This window comes from Azospirillum sp. UFLA03-27 (genome assembly GCF_059803775.1).
Genome location: NZ_JAUQTX010000031.1, coordinates 1 through 15,635, shown reverse-complemented (window position 1 = coordinate 15,635; position 15,635 = coordinate 1). Strand labels below are relative to the sequence as shown.

15 protein-coding genes are annotated in these 15,635 nt (G+C 70.0%); 4 read left to right on the top strand and 11 right to left on the bottom strand.

Annotated features, from left to right (window positions below; translation table 11 throughout):
- The 4 genes from queA to queG all read left to right on the top strand — a co-directional run bounded on the left by queA (position 1) and on the right by queG (position 3,907).
- Complete coding sequence (gene queA / locus Q4I23_RS07205; RefSeq protein ID WP_454018023.1) at positions 1 to 1,020, top strand: tRNA preQ1(34) S-adenosylmethionine ribosyltransferase-isomerase QueA; 1,020 nt, start codon at positions 1 to 3, stop codon at positions 1,018 to 1,020.
- Complete coding sequence (gene tgt / locus Q4I23_RS07200) at positions 1,020 to 2,213, top strand: tRNA guanosine(34) transglycosylase Tgt (protein ID WP_454018022.1); 1,194 nt, start codon at positions 1,020 to 1,022, stop codon at positions 2,211 to 2,213. Before queA ends, tgt begins: the two co-directional genes overlap by 1 nt.
- Entirely contained in the window at positions 2,206 to 2,670 is a 465-nt protein-coding gene (gene queF, locus Q4I23_RS07195; RefSeq protein ID WP_454018021.1) for a preQ(1) synthase, read from the top strand. Before tgt ends, queF begins: the two co-directional genes overlap by 8 nt.
- A 163-nt stretch (positions 2,671 to 2,833) precedes the next feature.
- Positions 2,834 to 3,907 (top strand): tRNA epoxyqueuosine(34) reductase QueG, encoded by a 1,074-nt coding sequence (queG, locus tag Q4I23_RS07190; RefSeq protein WP_498525744.1) that lies wholly within the window; start codon positions 2,834 to 2,836, stop codon positions 3,905 to 3,907.
- Here the strand turns inward: queG and Q4I23_RS07185 are convergent.
- From Q4I23_RS07185 to Q4I23_RS07135, 11 genes are all read right to left on the bottom strand, one after another.
- Positions 3,879 to 4,841 (bottom strand): lysylphosphatidylglycerol synthase transmembrane domain-containing protein, encoded by a 963-nt coding sequence (locus Q4I23_RS07185; protein WP_454018019.1) that lies wholly within the window; start codon positions 4,839 to 4,841, stop codon positions 3,879 to 3,881. The two genes, queG and Q4I23_RS07185, sit on opposite strands and share 29 nt — an antisense overlap.
- Before the next feature lie 59 nt (positions 4,842 to 4,900).
- Complete coding sequence (locus Q4I23_RS07180; protein WP_454018018.1) at positions 4,901 to 5,845, bottom strand: glycosyltransferase family 9 protein; 945 nt, start codon at positions 5,843 to 5,845, stop codon at positions 4,901 to 4,903.
- Positions 5,842 to 7,077 carry an O-antigen ligase family protein gene (locus Q4I23_RS07175; protein ID WP_498525743.1) on the bottom strand — a complete coding sequence of 412 codons (1,236 nt, stop codon included), beginning with the start codon at positions 7,075 to 7,077 and terminating at the stop codon, positions 5,842 to 5,844. The genes Q4I23_RS07180 and Q4I23_RS07175 overlap by 4 nt, the downstream gene beginning before the upstream one ends.
- A gap of 129 nt (positions 7,078 to 7,206) precedes the next feature.
- Positions 7,207 to 9,609 (bottom strand): methyl-accepting chemotaxis protein, encoded by a 2,403-nt coding sequence (locus Q4I23_RS07170; protein ID WP_454018016.1) that lies wholly within the window; start codon positions 9,607 to 9,609, stop codon positions 7,207 to 7,209.
- Between the two features lie 121 nt (positions 9,610 to 9,730).
- Positions 9,731 to 10,951, bottom strand: coding sequence for a GNAT family N-acetyltransferase (locus Q4I23_RS07165; RefSeq protein WP_498525742.1), 1,221 nt, complete (start codon positions 10,949 to 10,951; stop codon positions 9,731 to 9,733).
- On the bottom strand, positions 10,948 to 12,603 hold the full coding sequence (locus Q4I23_RS07160; protein WP_498525741.1) for an acyl-CoA synthetase: 1,656 nt from the start codon (positions 12,601 to 12,603) through the stop codon (positions 10,948 to 10,950). The genes Q4I23_RS07165 and Q4I23_RS07160 overlap by 4 nt, the downstream gene beginning before the upstream one ends.
- Positions 12,604 to 12,754: 151 nt before the next feature.
- Complete coding sequence (locus Q4I23_RS07155) at positions 12,755 to 13,237, bottom strand: YbaK/EbsC family protein (RefSeq protein WP_498525740.1); 483 nt, start codon at positions 13,235 to 13,237, stop codon at positions 12,755 to 12,757.
- A gap of 6 nt (positions 13,238 to 13,243) precedes the next feature.
- Positions 13,244 to 14,071 (bottom strand): pyrroline-5-carboxylate reductase, encoded by an 828-nt coding sequence (gene proC, locus Q4I23_RS07150; protein ID WP_498525739.1) that lies wholly within the window; start codon positions 14,069 to 14,071, stop codon positions 13,244 to 13,246.
- Positions 14,072 to 14,076: 5 nt separating this feature from the next.
- Positions 14,077 to 14,580, bottom strand: coding sequence for a type III secretion system chaperone family protein (locus Q4I23_RS07145; protein WP_014239927.1), 504 nt, complete (start codon positions 14,578 to 14,580; stop codon positions 14,077 to 14,079).
- Positions 14,581 to 14,783: 203 nt separating this feature from the next.
- Positions 14,784 to 15,119, bottom strand: coding sequence for an accessory factor UbiK family protein (locus Q4I23_RS07140; RefSeq protein WP_454018010.1), 336 nt, complete (start codon positions 15,117 to 15,119; stop codon positions 14,784 to 14,786).
- A gap of 118 nt (positions 15,120 to 15,237) precedes the next feature.
- Positions 15,238 to 15,635: hypothetical protein (locus Q4I23_RS07135; protein ID WP_498525738.1), on the bottom strand; the 398-nt coding region annotated here is incomplete at its 5' end.

The window sequence follows — 15,635 nt, the reverse complement described above, 5'->3', positions numbered from 1 at the left end:
ATGAAGACCGCCGATTTCGACTTCGACCTTCCGCCGGACCGCATCGCCGAGCATCCGGCCAAGCCGCGTGACGCCGCCCGTCTGCTCGACGTGGCGGAGCGTCTGCACGACCGCGTCGTGCGCGACCTGCCCGCCCTGCTGGAGCCGGGCGACCTGATGGTCGTCAACGACACCCGCGTCATCCCCGCCCGGCTGGACGGCCGGCGCGGCGAGGTGCGGGTGGAGATCACCCTCCACAAGCGCGAGGGCGAGCGGGAGTGGGCGACCTTCGCCCGGCCCGGCAAGCGGCTGAAGCCCGGCGACGTGATCGCCATCGCCGAGGACTTCGCCGCCGAGGTGGTCGCCAAGGACGGGATGGAGGTGCGCCTGCGCTTCTCCAAGGGCGGGCCGGAGCTGATGGAGGCGCTGCACCGCCACGGCCGGATGCCCCTGCCCCCCTACATCCGGCGCGAGGCGGACGAGCAGGACGCGGCGGACTACCAGACCGTCTTCGCTGCGCGGGAGGGCGCCGTGGCCGCCCCGACCGCCGGTCTGCACTTCACGCCGGAGCTTCTGGCGGCGCTCGACGCGCGCGGCGTCCGCCGCGTGCCGGTGACGCTGCATGTCGGGGCCGGCACCTTCCTGCCGGTCAAGGTGGACGACATCGCCGAGCACCGCATGCACAGCGAGTGGGGCGAAATCTCCGCGGAGACCGCCGAGGCCATCAACGCCACCCGCGCCGCGGGCGGGCGGATCGTGTCGGTCGGCACCACGGCGCTGCGCATCCTGGAGACGGCGGGGCTGGACGACCGCAGCATCCGGGCCTTCAGTGGCGACACCGACATCTTCATCACCCCCGGCTACCGCTTCAAGATCGTGGACCTTCTGGTGACCAACTTCCACCTGCCCCGCTCCACCCTGTTCATGCTGGTCTGCGCCTTCGCGGGCATGGACACGATGAAGGCGGCCTACGCGCACGCCATCGGCCAGAACTATCGTTTCTTCAGCTACGGCGACGCGTCGCTGCTCCGGAGGGTGTGATGACCGGGATCGGGTTCGAGCTTCTGAAGACCGACGGGCGCGCCCGGCGCGGGCGGGTCTCCACCGCGCACGGCGTCATCAACACGCCGGCCTTCATGCCCGTGGGCACCGCCGCCACCGTCAAGGCGATGACCAGCGACGCCGTGAAGTCCACCGGCGCGGAAATCCTGCTGGGCAACACCTATCACCTGATGCTGCGCCCCACGGCGGAGCGCGTCGGGCAGTTGGGCGGCCTGCACCGCTTCATGAACTGGGACAAGCCGATCCTGACGGACAGCGGCGGCTTCCAGGTCATGTCCCTGTCGGACCTGCGCACCATGACCGAGGAGGGGGTAACATTCAAATCCCACCTCGACGGCAGCAAGCACCATCTGACGCCGGAACGCTCGATCCAGATCCAGCATCTCCTGGACAGCAACATCACCATGTGCCTGGACGAGTGCACCCCCTTCCCGGCGACGGAGGCGCAGGCGGCCTCGTCCATGCGCCTGTCGATGCGCTGGGCCAAGCGCAGCAAGGACGCCTTCGTCGAGCGGCCCGGCTACGGTCTGTTCGGCATCGTGCAGGGCGGCGTCTACGCGGACCTGCGGGCCGAGAGCGTGGCGGCTCTGTCGGACATCGGCTTCGACGGCTACGCCATCGGCGGGCTGGCCGTCGGCGAGGGCCAGGAGACGATGTTCACCGTGCTCGACTTCACCGAGCCGCTAATGGTCAAGGAGCGCCCGCGCTACCTGATGGGCGTCGGCCGCCCCAGCGACCTGATCGGCGCGGTGCGGCGCGGCGTCGACATGTTCGACTGCGTGATGCCCACCCGCTCGGGCCGCACCGGTCAGGCCTTCGTGCGGCGCGGCACCATCAACATCCGCAACGCCCGCCACGCCCACGACGAGCGCCCGCTGGACGAGGAGTGCGGCTGCCCCGCGTGCCGCAACCACAGCCGTGCCTATCTGCATCACCTGTTCAAGGCGGGCGAGATGCTGGGGCCGATGCTGCTCACCTGGCACAACCTGCATTATTACCAAGACCTGATGGCCGAGCTTCGGCAGGCCATCGAGGACGGCCGCTTCGAAGAGGTCGCGAGCGCGCTGGAGGCCCGCCTGAACGAGGGCGACGTCCCGGCCACCGAAGACCCGCTGGCCCACCTGAAGGTGAAGCCGGCGAAACCCGCGAAGAAGGAATCCGCGGATGTCTGAAAACATCTACGCCGGCCTGACCCAACTCGGCGGCGCCACCGTCCAGCCGAAGACGCCGGACGAGGCGGTGCTGGAGCGCGTGCCGAACCCGAACCCCGGTGACCACTACGTCGTGCGCTTCACCGCGCCGGAATTCACCTCGCTCTGCCCGATCACCGGCCAGCCGGACTTCGCCCATCTGGTCATCGACTATGTGCCGGGCGAGTGGCTGGTGGAGTCGAAGTCGCTCAAGCTGTTCCTGACCAGCTTCCGCAATCATGGCGCCTTTCACGAGGCCTGCACCGTCGGCATCGGCAAGCGTCTGGCGGACGAGCTGAAGCCGGTGTGGCTGCGCATCGGCGGCTACTGGTACCCGCGCGGCGGCATCCCCATCGACGTGTTCTACGCCACCGGCGAACCGCCGAAAGGCGTGTGGATTCCGTCGCAGGACGTCCAGACCTACCGCGGCCGCGGCTGATCCGGGGGTGAACCCCTCCTAAATCCCCTCTCCCCTCTGGGGAGAGGGTTAGGGTGAGGGGGGTGCGCTTTTACCGAACCTCACGCCATGCGCATCCCCCTCACCGTCCCTCCGGGCCACCCTCTCCCCAGAGGGGAGAGGGCTAAGCGATCAAGCCATCACCATGTCCGACTCACCCACCTCCACCCGTGAAGCGATCCGCGACCGCGCCCTGTCGCTGGGCTTCGACGCGGTCGGCTTCGCGCGGGCGGAGCTGGGCGAGGAGGCCAAGGCGCGGCTGGCCGAATTCCTGAGCCAGGGCCGGCACGGCGACATGGGCTGGATGGAGGACAAGGCCGACCGCCGCGTCCATCCCCAGTCCCTGTGGCCGGAGGCGCGCACCGTCATCGCGCTCGGCACCAGCTACGCTCCGGCGGAGGACCCGCGCGCCCTGCTGGCGCATCCCGACCGCGGCATCGTGTCGGTCTATGCGAGGAACCGCGACTATCACGACCTCATCAAGGGCCGGCTGAAGACGCTGGGCCAATGGATCGCCCACCGTTTCAAGGCCGAGCTGAAGGTCTTCGTGGACACCGCCCCGGTGATGGAAAAGCCGCTGGCCGAGAAGGCCGGGCTGGGCTGGCAGGGCAAGCACACCAACCTCGTGTCGCGCTCCCATGGCTCCTGGCTGTTCCTGGGTGAGGTCTATACGACGCTGGAGCTTCCGCCCGACCCGCCGGGGGTGGACCGTTGCGGCCAGTGCCGGCGCTGCCTGGACGCTTGCCCCACCGCCGCCTTCCCCGCGCCCAACCAGTTGGACGCGCGGCGCTGCATCTCCTACCTGACCATCGAGCACAAGGGTCCGATCCCGGAGGAATTGCGCCCGCTGATGGGCAACCGCATCTACGGCTGCGATGACTGTCTGGCCGCCTGCCCGTGGAACAAGTTCGCCCAGCGCTCGCGCGAGGCGGCTTTCCTGCCGCGGGCGGAACTGACGGCGCCGCGGCTGGCCGATCTGGCGCAGTTGGACGACGCGGGCTTCCGGCAGGTCTTCAGCGGCTCGCCCATCAAGCGGATCGGCCGCGACCGCTTCGTGCGCAACGTTCTGGTGGCTCTGGGCAACAGCGGCGACGCCCGCCACGCCGCAGCAGCCGAACGGGCGGCCGAACGCCTCTTGGAAGACCCAAGCGAGGTGGTGCGGGACGCCGCGGGTTGGGCGTTGGCCCGGCTCAGGGCCGCGCAGAGCCCTTCAGGCTGAGCCAGAGCAGGCCACCGGGCAGCGACGACAGGGTGACCGACAGCCCGATCATCAGCGACAGGGCCAGCGCGTCGGTGGCGTCGAGGCCGTAGAGCGCGAAGCCGGCGACGAAAGCCCCCTCCCGCACGCCCCAGCCGTTCAGCGAGATGGGCAGCGCCGCCGCGAAGATCGTCATCGGCACGACGGCCAGCGCGTCCAGAACCCGCAAGGGAATGCCCAGCGCATGGGCGTAGGCGATCACCGCGAAGACGGTGCAGGCGTGGACCGCCGCGCTGTGCAGCAGCCCGGCCAGCGCCGCCCGGCTGACCAGCGCCGAGCGCAGACGCGCGACCTGCACCTGCACCGCCCGGACCGGTGGGCGCAGCAGGACGCCCGGCAGCGGAAGACGGTCCGCCTGGAGCCCAACGACCATGGCGATGGCGAGCAGCGCCACCGCCACCGGTCCGGCCCAGGCGACCGAGGGCGGGGCCGTCGCCACGAGGTGCGGCAGGCCGAGGAACAGAAGCAGGATGCAGCCGACCAGGGCCAGAAGCCGGTCCAGCACCAGGGCCAGCACCACGGCGGTGGAAGACGCCCCGCCCCGGTAAGTCAGCCAGCCGCGCACCACGTCGCCGCCCAGCGCCCCCGGCAGCACCTGCCCGAAGAACAGGCCGGTGAACATCAGCCGCATCGCCAGCGCGTGCGAGACCCGTTCGCCCGCGGCGCGCAGGGCGTCGCGCCAGCGTTCCCCGGCACAGACCACGGCGAGCAGCTTCGCCGCGAAGCCGGCCGCCAGCCAAACGGGGTCCGCTCCGGTGACGCGCGCCAGCAAGGCCGTCCAGTCGGCGTTGACACCCAGCACGCCGAGAACCGCCAGGGTCACCCCCAGTTTGGCGAGCAGCATCAGACGCCCGCCCGGCTTTCCGGCAGGCGGGGTGACCGCATCGGCGGGCATGGCGCTGGCGTCCTGCCTGCTCAAATCCTTATGGCTTCCGCAACATGATCGGCGGCACTCTATCGGTTCGGCGGCAGAGCATCCATCGCCGCCAGCACGCCGGCCACGTCCATGTCGGCGAAGGCGGGGCGGTGATGGACGACCATGCGCGGCCCGTTGGCATGGATCGGGACGGAGGCGTCGCAGAAAAGGCCCAGGATGGGGCACCCCACGGCCGCGACCAGATGCGTGGGGCCGGTGTCGTTGCCCACCGTCGCCCAGGCCCGACGGGCCAGCCCGGCAATCTCGGGCACGCTGGTGCGGCTGGTCAGGTCCACCGCCTGCGGACAGGCGGCGGTGATGGCCCGCGCGAGGTCCGCCTCGATGGCCGTGCCCAGCACGACCGGCGTGATCCCGCGGGCCGCCAGCGCGCGCGCCAGTTCACCGTAGCGCTCGATCGGCCAGCGCTTGTCGGGCCGCCCGGGGGAGGAACCGGGAATCAGCAGCGCGTAGGGCGCGGCGATGCCGAAACCGCCGGTGTCGGCGTCGAGCCAGGACAGGTCCGGCACCGCGTCCGGCACGATGCCGAAGGGCGCCAACTGCCGGGTGTAGCGCTCGATCACCGGCACCTTGCGGCGGCCCGGATAGTGATCGCGGTGCGAGGCGCCCCAGGCCGTGCCCGACCATTCCGGCCAGGGACCGGGGGCAAGCAGCCAGAAGTAGCGGTCAGTGCGCCGCTGCGCCTGGAGGTCGTAGACCCGGTCGAAACGCCCGGCGCGCAGCAGGCGGCGGACGCGCCGATAGGCCCCGAGCGACCGCTCCCGCGGGTCCTCCAGAACCTCGTCGAACAGGCCGCTGAGGCGGGCGAGCGGAGCCAGGGACGGCAGGGTCAGCAGCGCCAGATGGTCGGCGGCGTGGTGCCGCCGGATGGCCGAGAAGGCGGTCTGGGCCAGGAAGAAGTCGCCGAAAGCCCCCAGCTTGATGACCAGGACGCGGCGGCGACCGTTGCCGTGCGCGCCCGTCATTCGCCCCCCGCCGGAGTGCGCGCGGCCAGCCGGAGCATCAGGCCGGCCGCCAGCATGCCGCCCATCCACCACGCCTGCCAGATGCCGTAGGCCGTGCTCGCCATCGCCAGTGCCGACGCGAAGAGGGCCAGCGCGAAGGGTTGCAGCCGCCGCTCCAGCCGCCCGGTGCCGAACAGCAGGAGCAAGGCCGCCGCCAGAGCCAGCGCGGCGCCGAAGGCGCCAAGCTCCAGCCAGACCTGCAGGAAGGCGTTGTGGGGGTGCAACGGCAGCAGGCTGTCGGTCAGCGTGCCGAAGCGGGACACCGCCCCTTCCGGCTCCAGCGCGCGCGAGGCGTCGATGCCCTGCCCGAAGAAGGGCGTCTCCAGCGCTCGACTGGCGGCCATGCCCCAGATCTCCACCCGGTGCTGGGCCGACCGGAACAGCCAGTCGGCACCGTCCAGGTTCAACACGCGGTCCAACAGCAGCACCAGCGGCAGCACGAAGGCGAAGGCCACCCCCAACACCGCCGCCAGCGCCCCACGGACGAGCCGCGGCGACCAGACGGCGAGCGCGAAGGCCACCCCGCCGACGGCAATGCCCAGCATGGCCGACCGGCTGGTCAGCAACAGGCAGGCCGCGGCGAAGGCTGTGGGAAGTGCGACGGCCAGCCCCCGCCGCCCGGCCCGGTCGAGCGCCATCGCCGCCGGCCAGACCATCAGGCAGAGCAGGACCGCCGTGCGCTTGGGCACGTTGGTCTCGGCGATCTCGACGCCCGCCGGCACATGGTTCCACCAGCGGTGCAGCGGAAAATCCAACGCGGCTTCCAAGGCGAACAGCAGGACGCCGGCGAACACGCCCAACAGGAACAGGCCGGTCAACCGCCGTGCCTCCACCCCCGGCAGGGAGGACATCCACGCCCCGCCGGCCAGCGCGCCGAGGCCGATGTAGCCGATCTCCACCACCGTCAGGCCGGAGCGCGGCGATGGGCTCCACAGGATGGAGAGGGAGGCCAGAGCCAGGAAGGCCAGAACCACCGCCGTGCCGGGCATCGTCCGTTGCAGCCGCCCCAGGGCGCCGCGGCGGACCAGGCCGGCCAGCCCGACCAGCGCGATCAGGATGGCCCAGACCGGCAAACCGCGCGGCGCCATGGCGGCCAGCGGGCCGAGCGCCGCCACCGCCACGCCGGCCAGACCCGCCAGAATCCCGTCGGGTATCCCCCGGGCGGAGTCGCGCTGTGACAAGGGGAAAGCCATAAGTTCTCGCGTCCGTGAGGCACGGCGCGGCTTAACAGATGCCCCGTGCGAAAGCAACGGGAACGGGCCGGGGGATTTTTCGGCCCCGGCCCGCGGTCCCACGATGAAAGGCAAACCCCGCCAGACGGCTCAGGCGGTCCGCACCTTGTTGAGGAAGCCCTGCACCTCGGAGCGCAGATGATCGGCCTGACGGGCCAGAGTGCGGCTGGCGCTCAGCACCGCGTCGGCGGCGCCGCCGGTCTTGGTGGCGGCGTTGGTCACCTCGGCGATGTGATGCATCACCTCCTGCGTGCCTTCGGCGGCCTGATTGACGTTCTGGGCGATCTCGCGGGTGGCGAGCCCCTGCTGCTCCATGGCGCGGGCGATCTCGGTGACCGTGCTGCTGATCGTGCCGACCGCGTCGGAGATGGTGCGGATGGCGCCCACCGCCCCGCCCGTCGCCGCCTGCATCTGCGCCACCTGGCTGGAGATCTCCTCGGTCGCCTTGGCGGTCTGGCCGGCAAGGTTCTTGACCTCCGTCGCCACCACGGCGAAACCCTTTCCGGCCTCCCCGGCCCGCGCCGCCTCGATGGTCGCGTTCAGGGCCAGCAGGTTGGTCTGCTCGGCGATCTCGCCGATCAGGTCCACCACCTGACCGATGCGTTGCGCCGCCTCGGCCAGACCTTCGACGATGCCGTTGGTTTCCGTCGCCTTGGCCGCCGCCCCCACCGCCACCTGCGAGCTGCTGTTGAGCTGGCGGGAAATCTCGGCGATGGAGGAGGACAGTTCCTCCGCAGCCGCCGCAACGGTCTGCACGTTGCTGGACGCCTGCTCCGACGCCGCGGCGACGGCGCTCGACTTGGCGGTGGTCAGGGCGGCGTCCGACGACATCTCCTGCGCGTCGCGGCCGAGGTTGCCGGCGGACTCGGTCAACGACAGGACGACGCCCGACACAGCCTGTTCGAAGCCGTTGGCGAACTCGTTCATGGTGCGGCGGCGGTCGGCGTCGATCTGCCGGCGCATCTCCTCCCGCTCCCCTTCCATGCGCTGCATCTCCAGGGCGTTCTCCTTGAAGACGCTGAGTGCCTCGGCCATGGCGCGCAGCTCGTCCTTGCGATCGCCGGCGGGAATGTCGACCGTCAGGTCGCCTTCGGCCAGCCGGCCCATCGCCTTGGTCATGGCGTGCATCGGGTGGGTGATGGCACGGTCGATGATCCAGGCCATCACCATGCCCAGCGCCAGCGCCACGGCGGCGCCGATGATGATGATCAGCTCCGCCCCGCTGCGCCCGTTCTCGCGGTCGTCGCGCTGGATGGAGACGAGACGGGCCACCTGCTCGCTGACGTCGCCCGCGGCCTTGGCCATGGTCTTGGAGGCGGTGCGCTGGTTCTCGCTGGTGGTGACGAGGGCGGCGAACTCCCGATCAAAGGCCTGGGCGGCCTCGGTGATGGCGGCGATCAGCGCTCGGCCTTCCGAATCGACAAGCACGGCCCCGGCCTGGGTGGCGAGCCCCAGCGTCTCCTTGACCGCGCCATGCACCCGGGCGCGGGCATCCTCCCCGTTCATCAGGATGAAATCGCGCTGCCCCAGCATCGCGGACTGCGCGCCCTGGATCAGGCGCATGGCGATGCCGCGCAGCTGGACGGCCTCGTTCACCTCGCTCTGGGCGAAGTTCGCGGCCTCCTGGAGCGCGCTGGAGACCATCGACTGGTTCTCCTGCATCTCGTGGGCGAGATTCTGGATCTCAAGGGCGTGGCGATCCAGCGCCTGGATGCGGCCGCTGGCCGGTTCGCCGGCGCCTTCGGCGCGGGTCTGGTCGAACACCATGCGGTAGGCGCCGGCGATGGTGACGATCCGCTGGGCCAATTCCTCGTCGTTGGTGCCGAGAAGATCCTTCTCGATGGCTTCGGCGTTGGCCAGCAGCGCCGCGATGGCCTCCCCGGCGGCGGCCATCGTCGCCGGATTGCGGGTGTGCGCGAAGTCGGACTGCAGGCGGCGCGCCTCCAGCACCATCTCGATCAGCCGGTCGGCGCGGTCGGAGGTGTCGCGGCTCTGCCGCACGGCGTGCTCCGCGTCCTTCAGGCTGACCATGTTCTGGTCGTAGCGGTCGGATTGCTGCTTGCCGATCTTCTCCGCGATCTCCCGCAGGGCCTGGGCGCGTGTCTCCATGCTCTGGGTGCGGGCGCGGGCCTCCGCGTCCTGGGCGACAAAGTTGGCGAAGGCGCTGCGATAGCCGGCGATGCCCGCCAGGATCTCGTCGACCAGCCGGATGCTGCCGGCGTCCTCAAGCGCGGACCGCGTACCCTGCGCTTCGTCGCGCAGCCGGTCCAGCATGCCGGGCACATTGTCGGCGGCCTTGGAGTCGCGCTCGGTGACGAAGCGGGCTTCCTCGATCCGCACGGTTTTCAGCCGGGCGTCCAGTTCGGCGGTGTGGGCCGCCAGATCGACACGCCCGGCGTAGGTGCGCAGGCTGTTCCAGCCAACGAACGCCACCGCGACCGTCATCAGAAGGACCGCCGCAAAACCGAGCGCAATCCGCGTTCCAATCGTCATGAAATCGGGCTCCCCCGGATCGTACGGCCTTATGCTTTGGCCGTCGTCATGCCTTTGTCGCTAAGGGATACATCAGAAAGGGTTAATTTCTGGTTTGATAAACGCAACTGGTATCACCGCTTCAGAACCGGTCCGGCATCCACGGCGCCGGCCCCGAGAAAAGCAGCGCCGCCAGCGCCATCGCGTCTTCGCCGCCACGCAGAAGGCCAACTTGGCGGAGAATCTGCGGGCCTTTGTGGCCACTGTAGAGGGCGGACAAGGCCGCGATGGACAGGGAAAGCCCCGCTCCGGCCGCTTTTCCGCCGCCGCCCGTCTTCTCCGGAACCCGGTCCACGACGGCCTTTCCATCGGACAGGCGCAACCGGAAAGTGCCGGAATTCTCCGGAATCACCGCATCGGAAACGTCCAGCACCAACTCGCCGGCAACCCCAGGTGGATAGCCGCGGGCTTCCAAGGCGCGGCGAAGATCGAGAATGCGCAACAGCCATTCGTCGCGAGCGTCGGCACGCGGACCGGCGTCCGGCGCCATCAGGACCAGGGGGTCGTCGGGCCCGCCGCGCCAGGAGACGCGGTCGACCTGCGCCCGGTAGCCGGCCAGGAAACCTTGCGCCAGCCGCACTGAACGCGGGCTGAGCAGGCACAGATCCGCAACCACCAGCTTCCGGTCCGACGGCGGCGCTACCGCCACGTATCCCTCTGCCCCTTTCGGACCACCCAAAGTGTAAACGTCGGACGGAGCACCGTCCGGACAGAGGGCGAAGCTCCACAGGCCTTCATTGCGCTCCACCAGTCCGTTGGCGGTGGTGAGCAGGCTGCGGCGTAGCGCCGCAAGCTCGCTGGCGTCGCTCGCGTCGGTCCGGCGGATCCACCCGTCCCCCGGCGGCGGCCCGGCGGACAGGGCGCCCGGCGGCGCGCTCCAGTCGAAGGACACCCCACCCCGCCCGAAGCCCAGGCGGGTGTAGACCGGTAGGGTCGCTGGGTAGAGCACCGACAGTGCGGCGCCCCCGGCGCGCGCCTCCTCCAGCAAACCGCGCATCAGCGCGGTGCCGTAGCCGCGCCCGCGCTGCGCCGGATCGACCGCCACCGCCGCCACGCCGCAGGACGGCACCGGGCGCCCGCCGAACCACTGGTCCATCGGCCAGACGGCGGCGCAGGCAACAAGCTGCCCGGCGCGACCCGCCTCCGGTCCGGCGCGCAGGCCCCGCATCACGCCCGGCCCGAACAACTCCACCGACCGGTCGAAATACTCACGGGGAATGCCGAAACCCTGGCGAACCAGGGCCGTGGCGTCCGCCCGTTCCTCGGGCAGAAGGGGGCCGAAGCCCCCGGTCACAGCGGTCACACCTTCGCTCCGTTCAGCGCGCGGGCCTGATCGCGCAGCACGTATTTCTGGATCTTGCCGGTCGAGGTCTTCGGCAGGGCGGTGAAGACGACGGTGCGCGGGCACTTGAAGTGGGCCAGATGCTCGCGGCAATAGGCGATCACCTCGGCCTCGGTCAGTTGCTTGCCCTCCTTCACGGTGACGAAGGCGCAGGGCGTCTCGCCCCATTTCTCGTCCGGGCGGGCGACCACGGCGGCCTCGACGATGTCCGGATGCTTGTAGAGGACCGATTCGACCTCGATGGTCGAGATGTTCTCGCCGCCGGAGATGATGATGTCCTTGGAGCGGTCCTTCAGCTCGATGTAGCCGTCCGGATGCCAGACGCCGAGATCGCCGGTGTGGAACCAGCCGCCGGAGAAGGCCTCCTGCGTGGCCCGCGGGTTCTTCAGATAGCCCTTCATGACGGTGTTGCCGCGCATGAAGATCTCGCCCATCGTCACGCCGTCCTTGCGAGTCGGCTGGAGCGTGTTGGGGTCGGCGACCATCAGCCCTTCCAGCGTGGCGTAGTTCACGCCCTGCCGCGCCTTCAGCGCCGCGCGCTCCTCCAGCGGCAGGTCGTTCCAGTGCTCATGCCAGGCGCAGATGGTGACCGGGCCGTAGACCTCGGTCAGGCCGTAGACGTGGGTGACGTCGAAGCCCAGCCGCTCGATCTTTTCGATCACCGCGGCGGGCGGAGCGGCACCGGCGGTCATCATCTTCACGCCGGTCGGGATCTCCCGCTTCTGGTCCTCCGGCGCGTTGACGATCAGGCCCATGATGATGGGGGCGCCGCACATGTGGGTGACGCCGAGGTCGGCCAGAGCGTCGTAGATGCCCTTGGCGGTGATGGTGCGGACACAGACGTTGGTGCCGGCCATGGCGGTGACCGTCCAGGGGAAGCACCAGCCGTTGCAGTGGAACATCGGCAGCGTCCACAGATACACGGGATGGTGCGGCATCGCCCAGGTCAGCACGTTGCCCATGGCGTTCAGGTAGGCGCCGCGGTGGTGGTAGACGACGCCCTTGGGATTGCCGGTGGTGCCGCTGGTGTAGTTCAGCGCGATGGCCTGCCATTCGTCGGCCGGCATCGGCCACTCGTAGGCCGGGTCGCCGGTCTCCAGGAACTGCTCGTAGGCCTGCTCGCCGATCAATTCGCCGCCCTTGGCCTGAGGGTCGTCGATGTCGATGACGATCGGGCGGCGCTTCGGCTCCAGCATGTGGACGGCCTTGGAGATGACGCCGGAGAACTCCCGGTCGGTCAGCAGGACTTTGGCCTCGCCATGCTCAAGGATGAAGGCCAGCGCCTCCGCGTCCAGGCGGATGTTCAGGGCGTTCAGCACCGCGCCGGTCATCGGCACGCCGAAATGCGCCTCGAAGGATTCCGGCGTATTGGGGGCCATGACCGCGACCGTGTCGCCCAGCCCGATGCCGCGCTTGGCCAGGGCCGAGGCGAGGCGCACGCAGCGCTCGTAGGTTTCCGCCCAGGTGCGGCGGACCGGGCCGTGGATCACGGCGATGCGCTGCGGATAGACGGCGGCGGTGCGGCGTAGGAACGAGAGCGGCGACAGCGGCACCGTGTTGGCGGCGTTCTGGTCGAGGTCGGTCTCGTAGGGGTTGTGCCGGGCGTCAGTCACGGGGGGCCTCCCTGATGCGTCTCTGTTCAAGAACTCGTTGGGAAGAGTCTTGCCAGAGAATCCAGAGGCTTGGAAGAGGGGTGGCCCGGCGATGCGCGGTCATGCCGCGCTGCGGCATCCTGCCCGGTTGACCGGCTCGGTTGCCGGACGGTCAGCCCTTGCGGATGGCTTCGACCCGTCCGCCGGTGATGGCGACGAGTTGCGCCGGGGTCAGGCGGAAGACCGCGTTGGGGGTACCGGCGGCGGCCCAAATGGCGTCAAGGCCCATCAGGTCGGCGTCGATCAGGACCAGCGGCGGCACGGCATGGCCGATGGGCGGAATCCCGCCGATAGCGAAGCCGGTGGACTCGCGGACGAAGTCCGGATCGGCCCGCTCGATCGTCTCGCCGATCAGCCGGCCGACCGCCTTCTCGTCCACCCGGTTGGCCCCGCTGGCCACCACCAGCACCGGCCGGCCGCTGTCCTTCGCGCGGAAGATCAAGGACTTGGCGATCTGCGCCACGGCGCAGCCGACGGCGTTCGCGGCATCCTCCGACGTGCGGGTGCTGCCCTCATGCTCGACCACACTGTGGCCGTGGCCGAAACCGTCCAGCAAGGCCTGGACCCGTTGGGCGGAGGGGCTGAGGGCCGCCATGGCGCCTTACTTCGCCAGTTCGCGGGAGCGGTTCGCGGCGGCAGCCACGGCGCGGTCGAACAGCGGCTGCATTCCATCCCCGGCCATCAGCACGTCGAGCGCCGCCTGGGTGGTGCCGTTGGGGCTGGTCACCGCCTTGCGCAGGTCTGCGGCGGCGGTCGGGGACTGGTGGAGCAGTTCCCCCGCCCCCACAACGGTGGCCCGCGCCAGACGCATGGCAAGCTCGGCGGGCAGCCCGGCGGCCTCGCCGGCCTTCGCCATCGCCTCGACCATCAGGAAGACGTAGGCGGGGCCGCTGCCCGAGACGGCGGTCACCGGATCGAGGAGCGACTCGTCCTCCACCCAGGCCACGTCGCCGACCGCGCGCAGCAGCGCATCGCACAGCGACTTCTGCGCCTCGGTCACCACCGGGTTGCCGACGGCGACGGTCATGCCGCGGCCGATGGCGGCGGGCGTGTTGGGCATGGAGCGGACGATGGCCGCCCCCTCCCCCAGCACCGCTTCGAAGGAGGCGAACGTCTTGCCGGCGGCGACGGACAGGAACACCGTGCCGGGGCGGACCAGCGCCCGGTAGGCCGGAAGGACCGAGTCCATCACCTGCGGCTTCACCGCAAGAACCACCACGTCCGGCGCGAAGCCGGCGGGCAAGGCGTCCGCGCCGCTGGCCAGCACGACCGCGGGGTTGCACCGCAGGGACTCCGGCAGGCCGGACGGTTCGATGACGGCGACGCTGGACGCAATGCCGGCCTTCAGCCAGCCGTCGAGCATCGCGCCGCCCATCTTGCCGCAGCCGGCCAGCAGCAACGTGCAACCCTGCGCCTTCCCTTGCGCCATGACGGTCACGCCTCCCCGGCGGTGTCGAGGATGGCGGCCGACACCGCCTCCGACGCCGACTTGCCGCCCCAGATCACGAACTGGAAGGCAGGGTAGAAGCGCTCGCACTCCGACAGGGCGATCTCGACGAGGTCCTCCAGCTGCTCCACCGTCGCGCCGCGCGAGCCGCGCAGCAGCATGGTCTGGCGGAACATCGGGGTGTGCTCCTCGGCGCAGACATCGAAATGGCCGAGCCACATGCGCGCGTTGACCTCCGCCAACAGGTCGTTGACCGAGGAGCGGCGGGCCGCCGGGACCTTCATGTCGAACTGGCAGGAGAACTGCATCGCGCTGACGTCGGACTGCCAGACGAAATAGAGGCGGTAATCGCACCAGCGCCCGCCGATCTCGACGATCAGCTCGTCCTCGCCGGCCCGCTCGAAGGGCCATTCGTTGGCGGTGACGATCTCCTCGACGATGTCCAGGGGATTGTGCGCGGATGAGGGGGTGTCGACGGCAACAGCCGACATGTCGGCGTCCTCCTGTAAAGGCGCGGTGGACGGAACCGCCCCGGGGCCGATCCGCCTTCGCGCAAGAAGGGGAAGCCCCGAGATGTTGTGGCTGGCAGACGGATGAATACCACCCAATGCACCGTGCCAAAAGGGTCTGGCCGGCGCAACTGGTTTTCGGCGGTGCATCCGTGAAGGTTCGGAGACGTAGGCGGTGGTCCGGATCAGACCGGCCCGGTGCCCCCTCCGGCGATGGGGCCGACGGCGGGAGCGGAAGCGCCCGTTGCCGGCTTCGGATCGTGTTCGGCCTTGAGCGTCGCGACCGTGGCCTCCAGCGCGGCGAGCCGCTCGGCCATGGCCTCCTGCTCCTCGCGGGCTTTGGCGGCCATGGCGCGGACGGCCTCGTACTCCTCGCGGCTCACCACGTCCATCCGCGACAGAACGCGCTCGAACTGCTGGCGCATCTGCGCCTCAGCTTCCTCGCGCAGGGACGACAGCGCGCCAAGCGCGCCACCCGCAACGCGGGCCAGATCGTCCAGAATCTTATTGTCCACCTGCATCGACTCAAAATCCGCTTCTTGTCTGCCGCATTATGGGACCCGCCCCACGGAACTTCAACGGGCTTGGACGCAAAGCATCACGGTGCTTGGACGCAAAGCGTCACGCGCGTCCACACTCTCAACGCCTCAGCCCGTCGATCAGCCCCTTCAACAGCGCGTCCGGCTTCGGGGCATTGCCGCCGCCGGGAATCGGCAGATCCTTCGGCACCACCCTGTTGAGCAGCCCCTCGGCGGCGCGGCGGGCGAAATACTCCTGCACCTCCTGCATTTCGAAGGAGCGGGTGGGCTTGTCGAGGGCGCCGGTCATGCGAACGGTCAGCGGGGGCAGCGCCTGCTCGGACTGCACAGTCAGGCGGACGCGCATGTCGATGGTCTGCGCCGGAAGGTTGACCTGCCCCACCGCCACCGCCTCGCCCAGGTCGGAGGTCAGGCGCGTGTCCTCGGTGCGCGCCACGCCCCTGTCTCTTATACACATCTGACGCTGCCGACGATTATACGCGAGTGTAGATCTCGGTG

Bases quoted from the DNA above. Each gene is read 5' to 3' on its own strand.
- queA (WP_454018023.1), top strand. From the start codon at position 1: ATGAAGACCGCCGATTTCGACTTCGACCTTCCGCCGGACCGCATCGCC.
- tgt (WP_454018022.1), top strand. From the start codon at position 1,020: ATGACCGGGATCGGGTTCGAGCTTCTGAAGACCGACGGGCGCGCCCGG.
- queF (WP_454018021.1), top strand. From the start codon at position 2,206: ATGTCTGAAAACATCTACGCCGGCCTGACCCAACTCGGCGGCGCCACC.
- queG (WP_498525744.1), top strand. From the start codon at position 2,834: ATGTCCGACTCACCCACCTCCACCCGTGAAGCGATCCGCGACCGCGCC.
- Q4I23_RS07185 (WP_454018019.1), bottom strand. From the start codon at position 4,841: ATGCCCGCCGATGCGGTCACCCCGCCTGCCGGAAAGCCGGGCGGGCGT.
- Q4I23_RS07180 (WP_454018018.1), bottom strand. From the start codon at position 5,845: ATGACGGGCGCGCACGGCAACGGTCGCCGCCGCGTCCTGGTCATCAAG.
- Q4I23_RS07175 (WP_498525743.1), bottom strand. From the start codon at position 7,077: ATGGCTTTCCCCTTGTCACAGCGCGACTCCGCCCGGGGGATACCCGAC.
- Q4I23_RS07170 (WP_454018016.1), bottom strand. From the start codon at position 9,609: ATGACGATTGGAACGCGGATTGCGCTCGGTTTTGCGGCGGTCCTTCTG.
- Q4I23_RS07155 (WP_498525740.1), bottom strand. From the start codon at position 13,237: ATGGCGGCCCTCAGCCCCTCCGCCCAACGGGTCCAGGCCTTGCTGGAC.
- proC (WP_498525739.1), bottom strand. From the start codon at position 14,071: ATGGCGCAAGGGAAGGCGCAGGGTTGCACGTTGCTGCTGGCCGGCTGC.
- Q4I23_RS07145 (WP_014239927.1), bottom strand. From the start codon at position 14,580: ATGTCGGCTGTTGCCGTCGACACCCCCTCATCCGCGCACAATCCCCTG.
- Q4I23_RS07140 (WP_454018010.1), bottom strand. From the start codon at position 15,119: ATGCAGGTGGACAATAAGATTCTGGACGATCTGGCCCGCGTTGCGGGT.